General features: G+C 62.3%; 15 protein-coding genes. 2 read left to right on the forward strand and 13 right to left on the reverse strand.

The features are described 5' to 3' along the window. From BM413_RS17995 to BM413_RS18020, 6 genes are all read right to left on the reverse strand, one after another. The gene (locus BM413_RS17995) at positions 1 to 783 is read right to left on the reverse strand and encodes a carnitinyl-CoA dehydratase (protein WP_091915478.1); all 783 of its coding nucleotides are present in this window, start codon (positions 781 to 783) and stop codon (positions 1 to 3) included. Positions 784 to 785: 2 nt separating this feature from the next. Next, complete coding sequence (locus tag BM413_RS18000; RefSeq protein WP_244537906.1) at positions 786 to 3,122, reverse strand: acetate--CoA ligase family protein; 2,337 nt, start codon at positions 3,120 to 3,122, stop codon at positions 786 to 788. Positions 3,123 to 3,285: 163 nt separating this feature from the next. Further along, positions 3,286 to 4,449 (reverse strand): acyl-CoA dehydrogenase family protein, encoded by a 1,164-nt coding sequence (locus BM413_RS18005; protein WP_091915480.1) that lies wholly within the window; start codon positions 4,447 to 4,449, stop codon positions 3,286 to 3,288. A gap of 3 nt (positions 4,450 to 4,452) precedes the next feature. Further along, complete coding sequence (locus BM413_RS18010; RefSeq protein ID WP_091915482.1) at positions 4,453 to 5,550, reverse strand: 3-hydroxyacyl-CoA dehydrogenase NAD-binding domain-containing protein; 1,098 nt, start codon at positions 5,548 to 5,550, stop codon at positions 4,453 to 4,455. After that, the gene (locus BM413_RS18015) at positions 5,547 to 6,176 is read right to left on the reverse strand and encodes an HD domain-containing protein (RefSeq protein WP_091915484.1); all 630 of its coding nucleotides are present in this window, start codon (positions 6,174 to 6,176) and stop codon (positions 5,547 to 5,549) included. The genes BM413_RS18010 and BM413_RS18015 overlap by 4 nt, the downstream gene beginning before the upstream one ends. Before the next feature lie 31 nt (positions 6,177 to 6,207). Beyond that, entirely contained in the window at positions 6,208 to 7,131 is a 924-nt protein-coding gene (locus tag BM413_RS18020) for a 3-dehydrocarnitine:acetyl-CoA trimethylamine transferase BcoG (protein ID WP_091915487.1), read from the reverse strand. A 77-nt stretch (positions 7,132 to 7,208) separates the two neighbouring features. Between BM413_RS18020 and BM413_RS18025 the strand changes: the two genes are divergently transcribed. After that, the gene (locus BM413_RS18025; RefSeq protein WP_091915489.1) at positions 7,209 to 8,189 is read left to right on the forward strand and encodes a GlxA family transcriptional regulator; all 981 of its coding nucleotides are present in this window, start codon (positions 7,209 to 7,211) and stop codon (positions 8,187 to 8,189) included. Between the two features lie 11 nt (positions 8,190 to 8,200). On the opposite strand, the gene BM413_RS18030 is transcribed toward BM413_RS18025, so the two are convergent. The 5 genes from BM413_RS18030 to BM413_RS18050 form a co-directional block, all read right to left on the reverse strand. Beyond that, positions 8,201 to 8,410, reverse strand: coding sequence for a hypothetical protein (locus BM413_RS18030; protein ID WP_091915491.1), 210 nt, complete (start codon positions 8,408 to 8,410; stop codon positions 8,201 to 8,203). A 151-nt stretch (positions 8,411 to 8,561) separates the two neighbouring features. Next, entirely contained in the window at positions 8,562 to 9,041 is a 480-nt protein-coding gene (locus BM413_RS18035; RefSeq protein ID WP_091915493.1) for a GNAT family N-acetyltransferase, read from the reverse strand. A gap of 115 nt (positions 9,042 to 9,156) precedes the next feature. After that, positions 9,157 to 10,467, reverse strand: coding sequence for a xylose isomerase (gene xylA, locus BM413_RS18040; RefSeq protein ID WP_091915495.1), 1,311 nt, complete (start codon positions 10,465 to 10,467; stop codon positions 9,157 to 9,159). Next, positions 10,464 to 11,918, reverse strand: coding sequence for a xylulokinase (gene xylB / locus BM413_RS18045; protein ID WP_091915497.1), 1,455 nt, complete (start codon positions 11,916 to 11,918; stop codon positions 10,464 to 10,466). Before xylB ends, xylA begins: the two co-directional genes overlap by 4 nt. A gap of 177 nt (positions 11,919 to 12,095) precedes the next feature. Next, the gene (locus BM413_RS18050) at positions 12,096 to 13,427 is read right to left on the reverse strand and encodes a tetratricopeptide repeat protein (RefSeq protein WP_091915499.1); all 1,332 of its coding nucleotides are present in this window, start codon (positions 13,425 to 13,427) and stop codon (positions 12,096 to 12,098) included. A gap of 429 nt (positions 13,428 to 13,856) precedes the next feature. Between BM413_RS18050 and BM413_RS18055 the strand changes: the two genes are divergently transcribed. Continuing rightward, positions 13,857 to 16,571 (forward strand): autotransporter family protein, encoded by a 2,715-nt coding sequence (locus BM413_RS18055; protein WP_244537907.1) that lies wholly within the window; start codon positions 13,857 to 13,859, stop codon positions 16,569 to 16,571. Positions 16,572 to 16,637: 66 nt separating this feature from the next. On the opposite strand, the gene BM413_RS18060 is transcribed toward BM413_RS18055, so the two are convergent. Both BM413_RS18060 and BM413_RS34000 read right to left on the reverse strand, forming a co-directional pair. Further along, positions 16,638 to 17,261: a LysE family translocator gene (locus BM413_RS18060; protein ID WP_091915501.1), complete on the reverse strand. Its 624-nt coding sequence runs from the start codon at positions 17,259 to 17,261 to the stop codon at positions 16,638 to 16,640. A gap of 100 nt (positions 17,262 to 17,361) precedes the next feature. Beyond that, positions 17,362 to 17,487, reverse strand: a complete 126-nt coding sequence (locus BM413_RS34000; RefSeq protein WP_280141841.1) for a hypothetical protein — start codon at positions 17,485 to 17,487, stop codon at positions 17,362 to 17,364. Between the last annotated feature and the right edge of the window lie 251 nt (positions 17,488 to 17,738).

Consider the following 17,738-nt stretch of genomic DNA (forward strand, 5'->3'; position numbering starts at 1 on the left):
TTACTTGCCCTTCCAGACTGGGTCTCGCTTTTCGGCAAAGGCCTTGAAGCCTTCCATATTGTCTTCCGAGGCGTAAAGCTCATCGACCGTGCGGAACTTGCGCTTGGTGATCCAGTTCATGGCGTCCTGGAACTCCATCGCTTCGGCCCGGCGCGCGACCTCCTTGATCGAGGCGAAGACCAGCGGCGGCCCGCCGGCGAGCAGCCGTGCGACTTCCCAGACGCGATCCTCGAGCTTGTCGGCCGGCAGCACCTCGTTGACCAGCCCCCAGCGATGCGCCTCCTGCACGTCCATCCAGCGGCCGGTCAGCAGAAGATCCATGGCGACATGATAGGGAATGCGCTTGGGCAGCTTGATCGTCGCGGCATCGGCCAGCGTGCCGGCCTTGATCTCGGGCAGGGCGAACGAGGAATGGTCGGAGGCGTAGATGAGGTCGCAGGACAGCGCCAGCTCGAAGCCGCCGCCCACCGCCATGCCGTTGACGCAGGCGATCACCGGCTTGTTCATGTCGCGCAGCTCCTGCAGGCCACCGAAACCGCCGACGCCGTAGTCGCCATCGACCGCATCACCGCCGGCGGCAGCCTTGAGGTCCCAGCCGGCCGAAAAGAACTTTTCTCCAGCGGTCTTGACGATGGCGACGCGCAATTCGGGGTCGTCGCGGAACACACGAAAAGTCTCGCCAAGCAGGCGCGAGGTGGCCAGGTCGATCGCATTGGCCTTGGGCCGGTCGAGCGTGACTTCGAACACACCGCCCTCGCGGCGGGTTTTTACGACGTCGGACATGATTACTCTCCTGCGCTGACGATCCCCTCCCCCTTGAGGGGAGGGTGGCCGGACGAAGTCCGGTCGGGTGGGGTCGCTGCGGCAATGCGCGACGGCGTGCCTTCTGCGGCAACCCCCTCCGCCCGCGGCGCGGCCACCTCCGCCGCAAGTGAGGAGGATGTAACGAGCAATGCATCGGCGATCCATGCGCCCTTGCCCTCGCCGCAGACGATCAGCGGGTTGATATCGAGTTCCTCGATCGCACCGGACTGTTCGAGAACGAAATCCGAGATTGCGAGGATCGCATCGATAGCCGCTGCTACATCGGCCTTGGGCCGGCCGCGATAACCGTCGAGCAGCGGGAACATCTTCAGCCCGCGCAATGCTGCCTCAACCTCGGCGCGCGAAGCAGGCAGCAGCAGCGTCGCGCTGTCCTTCAAAAGCTCGACCAGAACACCACCGGTACCGACCGTCATGACCGGGCCGAAGAGTTCATCGCGGGTAACGCCGACGATCAATTCGGCGACACCGCCCTCGACCATACGCTCGACATAGAGACCTGAGCCAAGCGGAAGCAGCGCCTCGGCGACGCTGCGGACATCGTCGGTGGATCTAAGGTTGAGCCTGACTGCGCCGAGCTCGCTCTTGTGGGCAACGCCCAGTGCCTTCAGGGCGACCGGGAAGCCGAGTTTTTCGGCCGCGGATTCTGCCTCGGCAACGCTGGCAGCACGCACGCCTTGCGGGACGGCGAGACCGGCGGAACGCAGGAGTGCCTTGGCTTCGGCCTCGTTGGGCGAAGTCGACCCCCACTCCGTCTCGGGCTTCGCCCGCGACACCTCTCCCCCGTTCGACGGGGGAGAGGAAATGCCTCCGTTGCCGCCGCGCCCTTCCTCTCCCCCGTCGAGCGGGGGAGAGGTGTCACGCGAAGCGTGACGGAGTGGGGGTCGACCTGCGGCAATGGGCGATGAAACCGGCCACCGCCAAGCCTCTCCAATAAACGCAGCCGCCTCAGCCGCATCCATGGCCTCGACGATGCCCTGCAAAGGCACGATACCCCGCCGGAAGAGCTCTGCGGCATGCGCTTCGGTCAGGTTCTCGAGCATGGAAGCAACGACCGCGCCACGCGAGTTGTTAGACTTCAACGCGGCCTCGAACGCCCGCACAGTCGGCCACCAGTCGGCGTCCGAACAGCGGTCGTTTCGCGGGAAATCCAGCACCAGCATGTTGAGGTCGAAACCACCCGACACCATGGCGGTGAAGGTCGCCGTCATCGCCGGCTCATCGTTCCAGATGAAGGTGTGATAGTCGAGCGGGTTAGCCACCGCGACGAAGGAGCCGAGCGTCGACTTTACGCGTGCCCAGTGCTCTTCGCTCAATGCCGGGAAGCGCACTTTGCGGCCTTCGGCGCTGTCGGCCATCACCGACGCCTCGCCACCCGAACAGCTCATCGAGGACAGCGTGCCGCCCGCAAGCGGCCCGAATGCGTGCAGCAGCTTCAGCGTCTCCAGGAAAGACGGGATCGAATTGACACGCGCGATGCCGAGGCGTTTCAGGAAGGCGTCGGACGCCGCGTCGGAACCGGCCAGTGAGGCCGTATGCGAGATGGTCGCTGCCCGCGCCTGTTCGGAGCGCCCGACTTTCATGGCGACGATCGGCTTGTTCAGCTCGCGCGCCCTTGCGGCGAGACGCTCGAAGCCGTCGACCTTGTCGAAGCCTTCAATGTGAAGGCCGAGGCAGGAGACGCGTTCGTCCTCGATCAGGCCGAGCGCCATTTCGGACAGGCCCGTCTGCGCCTGGTTGCCCGCCGTCATCAGGAAGGCGACCGGCAGGCCGCGCTGCTGCATGGTCAGGTTGCAGGCGATGTTGGACGACTGCGTGATGATCGCAGCACCCCGTGTGCCCGGCTCCAGGCGCTGGCCGCCATGCTGGTCCGGCCACAAAAGAGCGCCATCGGCATAGTTGATCAGGCCATAGCAGTTCGGCCCGATGACCGGCATCGTGCCCGCAGCCTCGATCAATTCGGCCTGAAGCCGCTCGCCATCCTCGTCGTCGGCGCCGGCCTCGAGAAAGCCGGCAGCAAAACAGATCGCGCCGCCCGCGCCGAGCTGTGCAAGCTCGCGAACGATGTCGATCGTGGCGAAGCGGTTGACGCCGATGAACACCGCGTCCGGCGCACCCGGCAGGTCGCTGACGGAGCGATAGGCCTTGACGCCCTCGACCTCATCCCGCTTCGGATGGACGGGCCAGACATCACCGGCGAAACCCATCTTGAGCGACTGCTTGACGACATTGGGAGCGAATGCGCCGCCGCCGATGACAGCGATGGATTTTGGGCGAAGAAGGCGTTCGAGGCGGTTCATGGGCGGGCTCCCCTCCCTCCCCCTCGAGGGGAGGGGGGACAACCGCCGAAGGCGGTTGGACGGGTGGGGTCATTTCGGCAGCGCTCGACATGAACCGACCCCACCCACCTCGCTTCGCTCGGCACCCTCCCCTCAAGGGGGAGGGGTATCAGCGCTTGCATCATCATCCCCCCACAGCCCTCAACAACGCGCGCGAAATAATGTGCCTCTGTATCTCTGACGTCCCCTCCCAGATGCGCTCGACGCGGGCGTCGCGCCAGATGCGCTCCAGCGGCAGATCGTCCATAAGGCCCATGCCGCCATGGATCTGGATCGCTTCGTCGGCGACGAAAGCGAGAACTTCCGTCGCCTTGAGCTTGGCCATTGCCATGTCCTGATCGGTGACCGTGCCCTGATCGTATTTCCAGCCCGCCTCGAACACCATCAGGTCCGCCGCCTTCAGCTCCGTCGCCATGTCGGCGAGCTTGAACGATACCCCCTGGAATTTGCCGATCTGCTGGCCGAACTGTTCGCGCTGGGCCGCGTATTCGATGGCATGCTGCAAGGCCCGTTCGGCCCGGCCGAGGCAGGTCGCGCCGACCTGCAGGCGGGTTGCGCCGAGCCAGGAATTGGCGACCTCGAAACCTTTGTGGACTTCACCCAAAACCTGCTCCTTGGGCAGGCGGCAATCATCGAATTCCAGCACCGAATTGGTGTAGCCGCGATGCGAGACATTGCGATAGCCGTCGCGCACGGCGAAGCCTTTGGTGCCCTTGTCGACGAAGAAGGCAGTGATCTTCTTGCGCTTGCCGCGCGGGCTGTCTTCCTCGCCGGAAGCCATGAAGACGATGGCGAAATCGGCAATGTCGGCGTGGGAAATAAAATGCTTGGTGCCGTTGAGCACCCAATCGTCGCCGTCCTGCACGGCGGTTGCCTTCATGCCGCGCAGGTCGGAGCCTGCGCCCGGCTCGGTCATGGCGAGGCAGTCGGATTTTTCACCGCGAATGCAGGGAAACAGATATTTCTCGCGCTGCTCAGGTGTGCCGGCGAGCAGAATGTTGGAAGGCCGCGCCACGCAGGTCCAGTGCAGGGCGTAATTGGCGCGGCCAAGCTCCTTCTCGTAAAGCAGCCATGTCACGGTATCGAGCCCTGCCCCGCCGACATCGGCGGGCATGTTGGCGGCATAAAGCCCGGCTTCGATCGCCTTGGCCTTCAATTCATCGATCAGGTCGGGGCGCAGATGGCCGGTGCGCTCCACCTCCGCCTCATGCGGATAGAGCTCGTTTTCGACAAAGGCCCTCGTCGTATTGACGATCAGGCGCTGCTCTTCGGAAAGGCCGAAATCCATGACTCAGCCCTTCTTCTTTTTCTTCGGCTTCTCGGCCTTGGCTTTCACCGGCTTGGTTGCCTTGGCCTTTTCCGCAGACTTGGAAGCCTTGGGCTTCTTGGCTGCGAGCTTGGCAAGCTGCTTCGTGTAGTGGTTGTGCAGTTCACCAGCGCCCCAGCCCTTGCCTTTGTTCTGCTTGCCCAGCGCTTCCATGATGGCGACGAGATTGTCGTCGCGGATTTTTTCGAGCTCGCGGATCGACCATTTGTCGGATTGGTCGTCCGACTGCGTGGCAATGAGGTCGACCAGTTCGTCGTTGAATTCCGGCACGTCCATCAATTTCGTCCACGGCCATTTCAGGCAAGGGCCGAACTGGGCCATGAAGTGGCGCATGCCTGCTTCGCCACCGGCGACGCGATAGACCTGGAACATGCCCATCTGCGCCCAGCGCAAGCCGAAGGAATAGCGCATGATGTCGTCGAGTTCCTCGACCGTGCAGATGCCGTCCTTGATCAGCCACAGCGCTTCGCGCCATGCGGCTTCGAGCAGGCGGTCGCCGACGAAGGCCTCGATCTCCTTGCGGATCACCACCGGCTTCATGCCGATCGAGGCGTAGATTTCCTTGGCAACTTCGATGGCTTCCGGGAAGGTCTGCTCGCCGCCGACGATCTCGACCAGCGGCAGCAGATAAACCGGGTTGAACGGATGCCCGACGACCAGCCGCTCAGGGTGCTTTTTCATCGCCACCTGCATGTCGGTGGGCTTGATGCCGGAGGTGGAAGAGCCAACGATGGCATTGGCTGGCGCATGCAGGTCGATCTCGGCCAGCACGCGATGCTTGAGGTCGAGCCGTTCCGGCACGCTTTCCTGGATGAAATCGACGTCGTGGACGGCTTCGGCGATGGTCTTGGCGAAGGTCAGCTTGCCTTCCTTGGGCAGTCCGCCGGGCAACATCTGCCTGTAAGCGCGGCGTGCGCCCTTCATCACTTCGCTGACCTTGCGTGAAGCCTCCGGGTCGGGATCGTAGATGGCGACGTCGATGCCATTCAGAAGCAGGCGCGCGACCCAGCCGGCGCCGATAACCCCGCCACCGATTGCGGCGGCCTTGCTGACAATGCTCATGCGGATGCTCCGGCTCTTTGGCTGGCGATTTCGGGATTGACGAGGGCGACACGCTCGCCGGCGCGAATGACCGCGGGATCATAGGCATTGCGCGTGAAGACTTCCGCCACGAAGGGCCGGAAGAAGTCGATCGGCAGCGTGTCATAATCAGGATCGAAGCTCGACTGGTCCCAACGCTCGCAGAACTGGTCGCAATCGTTGAAATAGAGATGGTCCGCGAATTTTTCGCGGGCATGTCGGTTTCCGCCCAGGTGATGTGCGTAATAGAGCCGCTGGAAATCGCCGTGCTTTTCCACGACCCAGGTGCATTGCTCGCGCACGAAGGGCTTTACGATCGCAGCAGCATATTCGTCGTGATTGTAGGGCGCGTAGATATCGCCGATGTCGTGAAGCAAGGCGCAGGCGATCCAGTCCGTATCGGCGCCATCGCGATAAGCACGCGTGGCCGCCTGAAGCGAGTGCCCGAGCCGGGTGATCTTGTAGCCGGACAGACCTTCATCGAGCTTGACCAATGCGTCGAGCAGCCTGTCGCCGGTCTTGGCGGCATACTCGATCTCATACTCGGTCAGGAAGGCATAGTCCTCCCGATCCCCGTCCTTCATGGCCGTGAACTTTACGGTTTTCATCGCCGACTTTCCTCCCTCGTCAGCGCTTCCTTCAAGCCGCGGCAGCGAGCGGTGCGCGCTTGGTCAGGTTCAGTTTCTTGCGCACTTCCTCCGGCCCGATGACCCGTGCGCCCATATTCTCGACGATGCCGACCGCCCTTTCGACAAGCTGCGCGTTGGTTGCGAGCACGCCCTTGTCGAGCCAGAGATTGTCCTCGAGCCCGACGCGGACATTGCCACCCGCCAGTACGGCTGCGGCAGCATAGGCCATCTGGTTCCGGCCAATGGAAAAGGCTGACCAGTTCCAGGTCGACGGCACGTTGTTGACCATGGCCATGAAGGTGTTGAGATCGTCCGGCGCGCCCCACGGCACGCCCATGCACAACTGCACGAGTGCGTCCGGCTTCAGAACGCCTTCCTTGACCAATTCCTTGGCAAGCCAGAGATGCCCGGTGTCGAAGGCTTCGATCTCCGGCTTGACCCCCAGCGCGGTCATCATGCTGCCCATGGCGCGCAGCATGCCCGGGGTGTTGGTCATGACATAGTCGGCTTCGGCGAAATTCATCGTGCCGCAATCGAGCGTGCAGATTTCCGGCAGGCACTGGCGCACATGCTCGACGCGCTCGCTGGCGCCGGCCATGTCGGTGCCCTGTTCCTTCAGCGGCAACGGGCTTTCCGTCGAGCCGAACACCATGTCGCCGCCCATGCCGGCGGTGAGGTTGAGCACGACATCCACATTGGCATCGCGGATGCGCTCGGTGACTTCGCGGTAGAGGTGCACGTCGCGGCGCGGCTTGCCGGTTTCGGGGTCACGTACATGGCAATGGACGATCGCAGCCCCCGCCTTTGCCGCATCGATCGCCGAATCGGCGATCTGCTTGGGAGAGCGCGGCACATGCGGGCTTCGATCCTGCGAACTGCCGGACCCGGTCACGGCACAGGTAATGAAGACCTCACGGTTCATCGCAAGCGGCATAGAACTCTCTCCCATTTCGAACTTGAGCCAACAATGCCTGACTTGCCGGAAACTGCTTTGCACTTTACGAAGTAGGATTGATGAAAAGCGAAAAGCCTTCGATCTTTCTACCGGACCGTTCACCCCTCAAGGTGACGCTTCTGGTTTTCTCCGGCTCGTCCATCATGTGCGTGGCCTCGGCCATCGACCCGTTGCGCGCGGCAAACCGCGTATCGGGCGAGACGCTGTTCGACTGGAAGATCGTCTCCACCGACGGAGAAGCGCCTATCACCACATCCGGCCTGCCCATTGCGGTGAGCGGCCGTTTCGACGCCAGTGAAAAAACCGACGTGCTGGCAATCGTCGGCGGCTTCGGTACCAAGACGCAAGGCACGCCCGCCCTGCTGGCTGCCCTGCGACGCACCGCACGTTCGGCGCAGGCCATCGGCGGCATCGAGGCTGGTACATGGCTTGTCGCGCGGGCGGGATTGCTGGAAGGCCGCGCCGCAACCACGCACTGGGAAGACATGGAGGATTTCGCGCAAGCCTTCCCCGGCGTAGACGTGCGGCCGGACCGCTATGTCATCGACGGCCCGGTCTTCACCAGCGGTGGCGCATCGCCGACTTTCGACCTGATGCTGCATCTCATCCGCTCGCGCCTCGGCATGGCGGTGGCGCTCGATGTCGCCAGCGTCTTCATTTACGACCAGGCGCGCGCCGCAACGGACGCGCAGCCGCTTGTCTCGCTCGGCCGGCTCGACGGCTATGACCCGCGCCTCGCCCAGGCGATCCGCCTGATGGAAGCGCATATCGACCAGCCATTGACGGTCGCCGCCATCGCCAGACGTGCCGGCGTCACGCCGCGCACGCTGGAGAGCATTTTTCGCAAATCGATCGGCGAGACGCCGGGCGCCTATTATCTCAGGCTGCGCCTCGCCGCGGCGCGCCGGCTGGTCGCCGACACGCAGGTTTCCATGGCGGACATCGCCACGCGCACCGGCTTCTCATCGCCGGCAGCCTTTTCCAGAAGTTTCTCGCATGCATTTGGGGAAGCGCCGGTGAGGATCAGGCGGCGCTAGGCCATGTTTTGTCAGGCCGCGTTGCGCTGGTCCTTGCCGATGAGCGAACGCAGCTGATTTGCCAGGACCGCTTCCAGCCGGCTGTTGACGGCGCGGTCCCATTCATTGGTCTGCTCGCCGGTGGAAACCTGGGCGGGCAAGGCAAACAGGCTGTCGACGATCGAGCCGCCATCGCGGCGCGAAAGCAGTATTTCAATCTGGTTTTCAGGTTCGGAGTTCATCTCGACTGTCCTCCTATAAGGCTACTCTGAAGCCACTATATAGGAAGCAGGTGACGGCTTCTTGAAGGCAGGAGCTAGGTCTTCATGAGGCAAATTCGGTCACACTTTGTTGCATTGACCGTATGCCCAAATCACGAACCGAAAAGCCTGCTCATACCAGCCGCTTGACGAAGAGAATGGTGGTGAAGCCACTGTCCCATTCGTCATCGGGATAGCGGCCTTTTTCCTCATATCCGCGCGCTCTGTAGACAGCCTGCGCCTGTTCGTTGAACGTGTCCGTCTCCAGCCGTGCCTGCGGGAAACCGGCACTGCGGATCATCGTCTCCGCGTGGTCGAGGAGGCTGCGGCCGACGCCACGGCCCTGATATTGCGTGGAAACATGCAAGGCCTCGATGAAGTCGTCGCGCCAATGCACCAGCCCGGCAAGCTTTCCGTCTATCTCGGCAACGGCAAAGTCCTGGCCATGCTCGTCCACATAGCGGCCGCCGATGTCCGTCTCGACATAGCGTTGCGCGGCAGCCGGTGTTATCTGTGGCAGCCAGGTGTTTTCGAAGGTATCGCGCAGGATTTCCTTCAACGCAGCAGTATCGTCCGCCCGCGCACGGCGCACATTAATCCTGCTATCACCCATCTGCCTTCAGCCTCCGCTTTGCCGGCCTTTCTTAGCAGCAGGCAGCAGCGGTGGCTTTTGTCAGATCGGGGCAAGCGTGGTGCCAGCAGCGTAGCGCGCCGGCACCCTGCCAGACTCAGACGTAGCGGTTGACGACGTTCTCAAGATACTCCTGCCGGCCCGACTTCGGCTGCGGCTCGATCTTCTTCTTGACGACGCGCTCGGCGATTTCTTCCAGCGAACGCTTGCCGGAGAGCATCGCCTTGGCCTCAGCCGACTTCCAGCCGGCGTAACGCTCTTCGAGCGGACCCAACAGCGCCTTGTCCTCGATCATTTTCGCAGCAGCCTTCAGTCCGCGCGCGCAGCAATCCATCGCGCCGATATGGCCGATCAGCAGGTCCTGCGGGTCGAGCGACTGGCGGCGTAGCTTGGCGTCGAAATTGGTGCCGCCGGTCTTGAAGCCGCCACCGGCCAGCACGTGATAATAGGCCAGCGCCATCTCCGGCACGTTATTGGGGAACTGGTCTGTGTCCCAGCCGGACTGATAATCGTTGCGATTCATGTCGATGGAACCGAAGATGCCAAGCGCATTGGCCAGCGCCAGTTCGTGCTCGAAGGAGTGGCCGGCGAGAATGGCATGGCCCTGCTCGATATTGACCTTGACCTCTTTCTCCAGCCCGAAATCCTTGAGGAAGCCGTAGACCGTGGCGACGTCGTAATCATACTGGTGCTTGGTCGGCTCCTGCGGCTTCGGCTCGATCAGGATCGCGCCCTTGAAGCCGATCTTCTTCTTGTAGTCGACGACCAGCGACAGGAAGCGCCCGGCCTGCTCGCGCTCGCGCTTCATGTCGGTGTTGAGCAGGGTCTCGTAGCCTTCGCGCCCGCCCCACAGCACATAGTTCTCGCCACCGAGCTTCTTGGTGACGTCGAGGCACTTCTTCACCGTCGCAGCAGCATAGGCAAAGACATCCGGATCGGGATTTGTGGCAGCACCGGCCACGAAGCGGCGGTTGGAAAAGAGATTGGCCGTGCCCCACAGCAGCTTGACGCCCGTCTGTTTCTGCTTCTGGGCGAAAATGTCGACGATATCATCGAGACGGGCTGCACTTTCGGCGAAAGTATCGGCTTCCGGGCGCACATCGGCGTCATGGAAGCAGTAATAGGGCACGCCCAGCAACGAGAACATCTCGAAGGCGACATCGGCCTTCAGCTTGGCATTTTCCATCGTGTCGCCGAACCAGGGACGCTCGAAGGTTTGGCCGCCGAAAGGATCGCCGCCCGGCCAGGCAAAGGAATGCCAGTAGGCAACCGCAAAGCGCAGGTGGTCCTCCATGCGCTTGCCCAGCACCACTTCGTCCTTGTTGTAGAAGCGGTAGGCCAGCGGGTTGGTGCTGTCGGGGCCTTCATATTTGGCGGGCTTGGCGTCGCCGAAAAAACCGGTGGTCACGATGAAACTCCTCTGATGGCTGGGTAGAGCGCTCGATAGCGCTGATAGGCATTTGAATAGGCGTCTGTTTGCCGGGCGTCGGGCTCGATCGTCTCGGCCGTTTCCGGCGCAGCACAGACTGCGAAAGGATCGACATTTTCCGCAGCGATCAGCCCAAGGCGGGCGGCGCCGAAAGCAGCACCGAAGTCGCCATCGGCCGGAATGTCGACCGGCACGCCAAGCGCAGTGGCGATCGATTTCAGCCAGTAGCGCGAACGCGAGCCGCCGCCGATCGCCGTGACCCGGGAAAGTGTGGTGCCCGCTGTTTTCAGAGCCTCAAGGCTGTCGCGGAAGGCAAACGACACGCCTTCAAGCACGGCCTGCGTGAGCGCCGCGCGGTCCGATTCATGGCCGAGGCCAGCAAAGACGCCGCGTATCGAGGCATCGTTATGCGGTGTGCGTTCACCGGAGAGGTAGGGCAGGAAGGAAACACCGGTCGGTGCTTTCAGTTCATCGCCGAGTTCCTGCGTCAGTTCGGCAGCGCTTTTGCCGGTGATCTCGGAAAGCCAGTTGAGCGAATCCGTCGCCGACAAAATGACGCCCATCTGATGCCAGGTGTCCGGCAAGGCATGGCAGAATGTGTGAACCGCACTTTCCGGGTTCGGAAGGTAGGAGCCGTTGGAAGCAAAAAGCACGCCGGATGTCCCAAGCGACACAAACGCGTGGCCCGGCTTGACGATGCCCATGCCGCAGGCGGAAGCCGCATTGTCCCCTGCCCCGCCGGCAACGACGACACTGCCATTAATGCCCCACTTGGCCGCGAGTTCAGCGCGCAACGTGCCGGCCCGCTCGGTGCCCTCGACGAGGCTTGGCATATGCCGTTCATCGAGGTCGGTGGCAGCCAGAAGATCCGGCGACCAGCGGCGGTTGGCGACATCGAGCCATGACGTGCCGGCCGAATCCGACATCTCGGAAATGTGCTCGCCCGTCAGCCAGAGGCGCAGGAAGTCCTTGGGCAGGAGAACCTTCGCGATCTTTGCGAAAACCTCCGGCTCATTGTTCTTGACCCAGGCGAGTTTCGGCGCGGTGAAGCCGGGAAACACGATGTTGCCGGTAATCTTGCGGAAACGCGGATCGGCGTCGAGCGCGGCTGCTTCAGCGAAGCTGCGCGTGTCGTTCCAGAGAATGCAGGGCCGCAGCACCTGATCGCGATCGTCCAGCAATGTGGCGCCATGCATCTGGCCCGAAAGGCCGATGCCCTTGATCGCGCCAAGCTCCTTGGGATGCTTTGCCTTCAGCTCGCCGATCGCTTCTTCGGTGGCGCTGATCCAGTCGGCAGGATTCTGTTCCGACCAGCCGTGGTGTGGGCGAGAGACATCCAATGCGCCGTGCCCGGAGGCCACGATTTTCTGCGCATGGTCCATCAACAGCGCCTTGACGCCGGACGTGCCGAGATCAATTCCGAGATACATCGCTCTCCTCCCGACTGAAGCCAAACGCAGGCAGATGCCACGCTTCAGACGTATTCGCTTCTTGTGTCAGAGCGCCGCGAAGCGGGCCTCGCGCCGCAAATCCTCCCGTATTCCTGTTTCATAGCAAATATTGTCGCGCTGGGAAGTATTTTTTCGAGTCTCGTAAAAAATGACTATTCAAGCAGCCCCTGCTCTCAGCGTTTCGGCTCGTTTGACGAAAAGCTGGGACAACGGGCTGGCTGGTCGCGCATTCGCCCGACTGGCCGACAGCTTTCCTGCAAGCGAAGCATCGCCCGCACGAAATGCCGCCTCGATGAGCGTGAGATCGATGACATCGCGCTGCGCATGGCTTCCGCCGAATGTGTGCGCGATCGACGGTATCGGCCGGAGCAATTGAACCGCTTCGTCGTAACGCGCCTCGCCGAATGCGTTCAGCGCTAAGGCGACGGGATGGCCCACATCGCGGGTGAAGGCAGCGTTGTCGTCACTGGCCTGCATCGCTTCCCGTTGCGTCTCGAGGAGTTGCCTTGCTGGCTCGGAAAGTCCCGCACCGACAAAGGCCATCATCGCGTGGATGTCGTTGAAAGCGTAATTGCCGGCTTTCGCCTTGGGCGCCCAGCTGGCGGCGAGATCGGCCCAGCGCGAACCGACGTCGACGCCGCCCAGATGCAACCGCCAGAGGATCGCCGAGGCATCGACCATGTTGAGCGCAAGCTCCGAGCGCGCGCCGTAGATCGGCCCATCGTAGAGAGCCAGCACTTCGTCCGTTTCACCGAGATCATAGTGAAACAGCGCCAGGTGCCACCAATTGTGCACCTGCAAGAAGCTCTCTCTTGTCCACCCATCGGTATTGGATCGCATCCATGAAATGCCGTCGTGCTGGCGGCTTTGCATTTCCATGACATGGGCGACTGCATGCTGCGCCCAGCCATCGCGCGGCTCGAGGTCGATCGCCGCGCGGCCCAATGCTTCAGCGCGGGCGTAGTCGCCCATTTCCTCGAAGCCGAAAGCCTGCATGCCGAGGATGGCGTGATAACCGTCCATGCCTGAACTCCAGAACGGCATGGCATGGGCAAGCCTGTCCCGCAGCATCGGCGCGTTGCCGGTGAAGAAATCGATCTGGTGACCGGCCTGCAGCGCCAGCGCATCGCGCGGCACCTCCCGCGTCAGATATTCAAGCACGCGCCCGGCATCGTGCCAGCGCCCGTTGGCGAGATGGCCGAGTGCTGTGACATGCGCTTGCTCGCGTGCCGTCACGCCAAGTTGCGATGCGGCTTCATGGCATTTGCGTGCAACAGCCATGGCTTCGCGTTCCGTCGAGAGGCCATAAAGATAGCCCTTCAGCACATGCGCCATGACGAAGCCGGGATCAATTTCGATCGCCGCATTCACCGACCCGACGGGATCGCCGACGAAGCACTGCAACTCATGCAAGGCGCGTTGATAATGCTTCAAGCTTTCGTGATCTGCCCCGGAAAGGGTGAGACCGAGAGTGTCCCGCTCCTGCATGTCGTTCTCCGGCGCCGAGATTGCTCTTGCCACGCAAACACCTGTGGCCGTGACAGGATCGGTCTTCCCGACCAGGTTTTCAAGCCTGGCAACACCGGGGCGGGGAACCCGACCTGCGGTGACGTAGCGTCAGCAAAAATGCAACACCTGTAAACCAAACTGTAATTTCGCCGTACACGGTACGGTTGCCTTCATTGCTGGATTATGGCTTTAATGCGGCGGGGTTGAGGCATGGGGATTCTGATTGAGCTCTTCTGATCTATAACATTATTGCATTTGGAGACGGTGATGCGGCACTTCACCTCGGACGACCCGATGCCGGGAATATCGGCATGGGATTCTGTTTCTCGCACGAGGGGCAGAAAGCGCCACCTCGGGCTTCTGGCCTCTACATCAATCGGTATAGCATTCCTTCAGGCAGCGCCGGCCATGGCCGCCTGCACGTTCGTACCGACGGCCGGCAATGACACTTTTGTATGCGACAGCGGCATATCTGCCGGGGGTCTGACGGACCTTCTCGGCAACAACACGCTGCAATTCCCGGACGCGGGCACAGGCACGCTGAACGGCAATGTGAGCTTCGGCGACGGCACCGACCGCATCGAGATGAATTCCGGAACGATCACAGGTGCAGTCGACCAGGGCGGCGGCGCTGACAGTTTCATCATCAGCGGCGGCACCGTCACAGGCAATGTGCAGCAAGGCGGCGGCATCGACGATTTCCAGATGACCGGCGGCGTCATCCAGTCACTCAACCAGGGCGATGCACTGGACACATTCTTCATGTCCAATGGCCGCATCATCGACTTCTTCGACGACGGCGACCGCGCCATCATGACCGGCGGCCGCATCGGCCGCGTCAACATGAAACTCGACAAGAATTACTTCAACATGTCGGGCGGCACGATCGACCGCAATCTCGTCACCGGCTTCGATCAGGACACCGTCATCATCTCCGGTGGAACGATTGGCGGCAATATCAGCGTCAGCGGCGGTAATGACAGCGTCACCGTCACCGGCGGCAGCATCGGCGGCGACGTGCTGATGAGCTTCGGAAACGACACCTTCACCTGGGACGGCGGCGGCATCATCTACGGCACCGTGGATATGGGAGCAGACAACGACACCGCCACGCTGAAAGATCTCACCAACGCCAACCTCGGAGCAACGACGGCCATCACCGGCGGCCTCGGCACCGACAGCCTGACCCTCAATCACGTCCTGACGCCTGGCGTCGCCCGCTTCCAGAATTGGGAAAGCATTGCGGCTACCAACGACACGCAGCTCACCTTCGACGGACAGCTCAAGCTCGGCGACAGCGGAACCGGTACTGGAACGCTTAGCGTCGATGCGACGAGCACGCTCTATGGCGGCGGCTTCGACAGCGGCGTCAGCGCCTTCACCGCCGGCCAGCTTGCCAGCGTCGTCAACGCTGGACGCATCGACCTGACCAACAATGGCGGCGGTACCAGCGACACATTCACGGTCGGCGGCAACTATGTCGGCAATGGTGGATTGCTGCTGCTCGACACGGTGCTTGACGATGATTCATCCGCTTCCGACAAGCTGGTGATTTCCGGCGGAACGGCTTCCGGCACGACCAGCATCAGCATCATCAACGCAGGCGGTGCAGGCGCCGCCACGACTCAGGACGGCATTCAGGTGGTCGAGGCCGTGAATGGCGCCACCACCGCAGGCGGATCGTTCTCGCTCAACGGCCCGGTAGCGGCCGGAGCCTTCGAATATCTCCTGTTCAAGGGCGGCGTGTCCGACGGCACGAGCGAAAACTGGTATCTGCGCTCGACGCTGGTCAATCCTCCGACGCCAGCAGAGGAACCGCCAACGCCGGCACCAGCCCCCGATCCGCTGGAACCGACGCCAACAACGCCGGATCCTGCAACGCAGCCGATAGAGCCGGAACCGGAATTGCCGGCACCACCGCCGCAAGTTACTCCGCCACCGCCAGTGCCGCCTGAGGCAACACCTTCGGATCCTGACCCGGTTGATCCGGCACCGCCGGTGCTGCCGAGCGATCCGGCGCCCGTGGCCCCACCGGCACCAGCCGAGGCTCCTCCACTAGATCCGCCACCGACGCCTCCGGCACCGCCGGTGACACCACCGCCGCTGCCACTCAACAACACCACGCCGCCGCCGACACCCGGCGCGACGCGCGTCGAGGCGGAAGTGGTCCCGCTCTATCGCATCGAGGTGCCGACCTATTCGGTCCTGCCTCCGGTGGCCTATGAGCTTGGCCTTGCCAATCTCGGCACGTTCCACGAACGCCGCGGCGAGCAGGCCCTGTTGCAGGGCGTGGACTTCCTGCCGGTGGTCTGGGGCCGCGTCTTCGGACAGGACAACGAGACGAAATGGTCCGGAACGGTCTCCCCGACCTTCGACGGCCATCTGCTCGGCTTCCAGGCCGGCGCGGACCTGTTCGGCTGGGAAAGCTCTTCAGGCCATCGCGACCGTGCCGGCTTGTTCGTCGCTCACTCGAGCATGGATGGCGACATTCGCGGCCAGGCTCTCGGCTGGAACGATCTTGCCGTTGGCAAGCTCAATCTCGACGGGACCAGTGTCGGTGCCTACTGGACGCATATCGGCCCGACCGGCTGGTATCTCGACGGTATCGTGATGGGCACATGGTTCAGCGGCGATGCGACCTCGGACCGCAATGTCGGCGTCGACATCGATGGAAGCGGCGTTGCCGTCTCCCTCGAGGGCGGCTACCCGATCGCCCTGACCGGCACCTGGACGATCGAGCCGCAGGCCCAGATCATCTGGCAGCACCTGTCATTCGACGATCAGCAGGACCGGTTCTCCACCGTCTCCTTCGATCCCGGCAGCGGTGCCACCGGCCGTCTCGGCGTGCGCTTGCAGGGCGAAATGCCTTTCGGCGACATGAAGTTGCAGCCCTATCTCAAGGCCAATCTCTGGCACGACTTCAAGAGCACCGACACCGTCTCCTTCGGCTCGGACGCGATTTCGACTGAGCGCAAGGGAACCTCGCTGGAACTCGGCGGCGGTGTCGTCGCCAAGCTCACCGACACGGTCAGCCTGTTTGCCACCGCCGACTACACGACCAATCTCGGCGGCGAGAAGACGCGGGTCTTCGAGGGCAATATCGGCGTCAGTGTCAAATGGTGACGCTGAACGGATGAAAGCAAAGAGGCGGGCATTGCCCGCCTCTTTTTTATCTCGGACTATGAGATCCTAATTGCCGGATCTGACCGCAACAGTGGCGATGCCGGCGCCGACCAGCAGCGTACCGCCGGTCTTGTTGAAGATGCCGATCGCCTTCGGGTTGCGGACGAGATTGCGCGCCCGCGCGGCGACCAGCGCATAGCCAAACGCATTGGCGAAGGCGAGCGCCAGGAAGGTCGTCTCGAAGATCAGCATCTGCGTCAGGAAATCGGCGTTATGGTCGAGGAACTGCGGCAGGAACGCCACGAAGAAGGTAATGCTTTTCGGGTTCAGCGCCGTGACCAGCCAGGCATGTCCCATCATCTTCGCAGCCGACGCCGTATCCGTGCGCGGCTCTGCATTGAGCGTTCCGCCGGCGCGAAACAATTTTACCCCGAGATATATGAGATAGGCCGCCCCGATCCATTTGAGGATGGTGAAGACCGTGGCGGATGCCGCCAGCAGCGCGCCGATGCCGAGCATCGAAAGGGTCATGGCGGTGAAGTCGCCGAGCGCTACTCCAACCGCCATCGGAAGTGCGGTGCGCCAGCCCTGGCCGAGCGCATAGGACACCACCAGAAGAATGGTGGGGCCGGGAATGATCAGAAGAACTGCTGACGCGGCCGCGAAGGCTGCCCAGGTTTCAAGCGGCATGGAACTCTCCTTTGCTCAAAGGAGATGATAAATCCCTGCCACCGCGATGATGTAAAGGGGGAAATTTTCGAGGCGAAAAGATCGTCTTTGGGCCGGGTTTTCATGAGAACGCCCGCGCAATCGCAGCCATGATTTCAGCCGCGCTCACATTGGCGCCAAGCACCATCGCAGTCGCGATAATAGTCCCGAAAAACAACGCCAGATCCGTCTTGAATGTCACGCTCATGATTCCCTCGCAGCACAGGCGGGGAACCTAGAAACGGGTCCGGTCGAGATTGTGACGCAACGAAGGTGTTGTTGCGTCTTGCAACCCTCCATTGAGGCATTTTGGCGGTCCCGTTCGATGTCCACGTCGGCAAGTCCTTGCAAAGTCACGCGGAAATGCGATTCACGATTTATCAACCACGATTGATGAAAATGCTAACGGCTTTGATCGCAGGGTTCCGCGAATCCCAGAGCGTGTGTGTTCAACCGTGG

Origin of the sequence: Mesorhizobium sp. YR577 (assembly GCF_900116595.1) — a bacterium.
GTDB lineage: Bacteria > Pseudomonadota > Alphaproteobacteria > Rhizobiales > Rhizobiaceae > Mesorhizobium_M.

Coding starts and splice junctions, on each gene's coding strand:
- BM413_RS18020 (WP_091915487.1), bottom strand. CDS start 7,131: ATGCCGCTTGCGATGAACCGTGAGGTCTTCATTACCTGTGCCGTGACC.
- BM413_RS18000 (WP_244537906.1), bottom strand. CDS start 3,122: ATGAACCGCCTCGAACGCCTTCTTCGCCCAAAATCCATCGCTGTCATC.
- BM413_RS18005 (WP_091915480.1), bottom strand. CDS start 4,449: ATGGATTTCGGCCTTTCCGAAGAGCAGCGCCTGATCGTCAATACGACG.
- BM413_RS18060 (WP_091915501.1), bottom strand. CDS start 17,261: ATGCCGCTTGAAACCTGGGCAGCCTTCGCGGCCGCGTCAGCAGTTCTT.
- BM413_RS18030 (WP_091915491.1), bottom strand. CDS start 8,410: ATGAACTCCGAACCTGAAAACCAGATTGAAATACTGCTTTCGCGCCGC.
- BM413_RS18050 (WP_091915499.1), bottom strand. CDS start 13,427: ATGCAGGAGCGGGACACTCTCGGTCTCACCCTTTCCGGGGCAGATCAC.
- BM413_RS18015 (WP_091915484.1), bottom strand. CDS start 6,176: ATGAAAACCGTAAAGTTCACGGCCATGAAGGACGGGGATCGGGAGGAC.
- BM413_RS18035 (WP_091915493.1), bottom strand. CDS start 9,041: ATGGGTGATAGCAGGATTAATGTGCGCCGTGCGCGGGCGGACGATACT.
- BM413_RS17995 (WP_091915478.1), bottom strand. CDS start 783: ATGTCCGACGTCGTAAAAACCCGCCGCGAGGGCGGTGTGTTCGAAGTC.
- BM413_RS34000 (WP_280141841.1), bottom strand. CDS start 17,487: ATGAGCGTGACATTCAAGACGGATCTGGCGTTGTTTTTCGGGACTATT.
- BM413_RS18010 (WP_091915482.1), bottom strand. CDS start 5,550: ATGAGCATTGTCAGCAAGGCCGCCGCAATCGGTGGCGGGGTTATCGGC.
- xylB (WP_091915497.1), bottom strand. CDS start 11,918: ATGTATCTCGGAATTGATCTCGGCACGTCCGGCGTCAAGGCGCTGTTG.
- BM413_RS18055 (WP_244537907.1), top strand. CDS start 13,857: ATGGCCGCCTGCACGTTCGTACCGACGGCCGGCAATGACACTTTTGTA.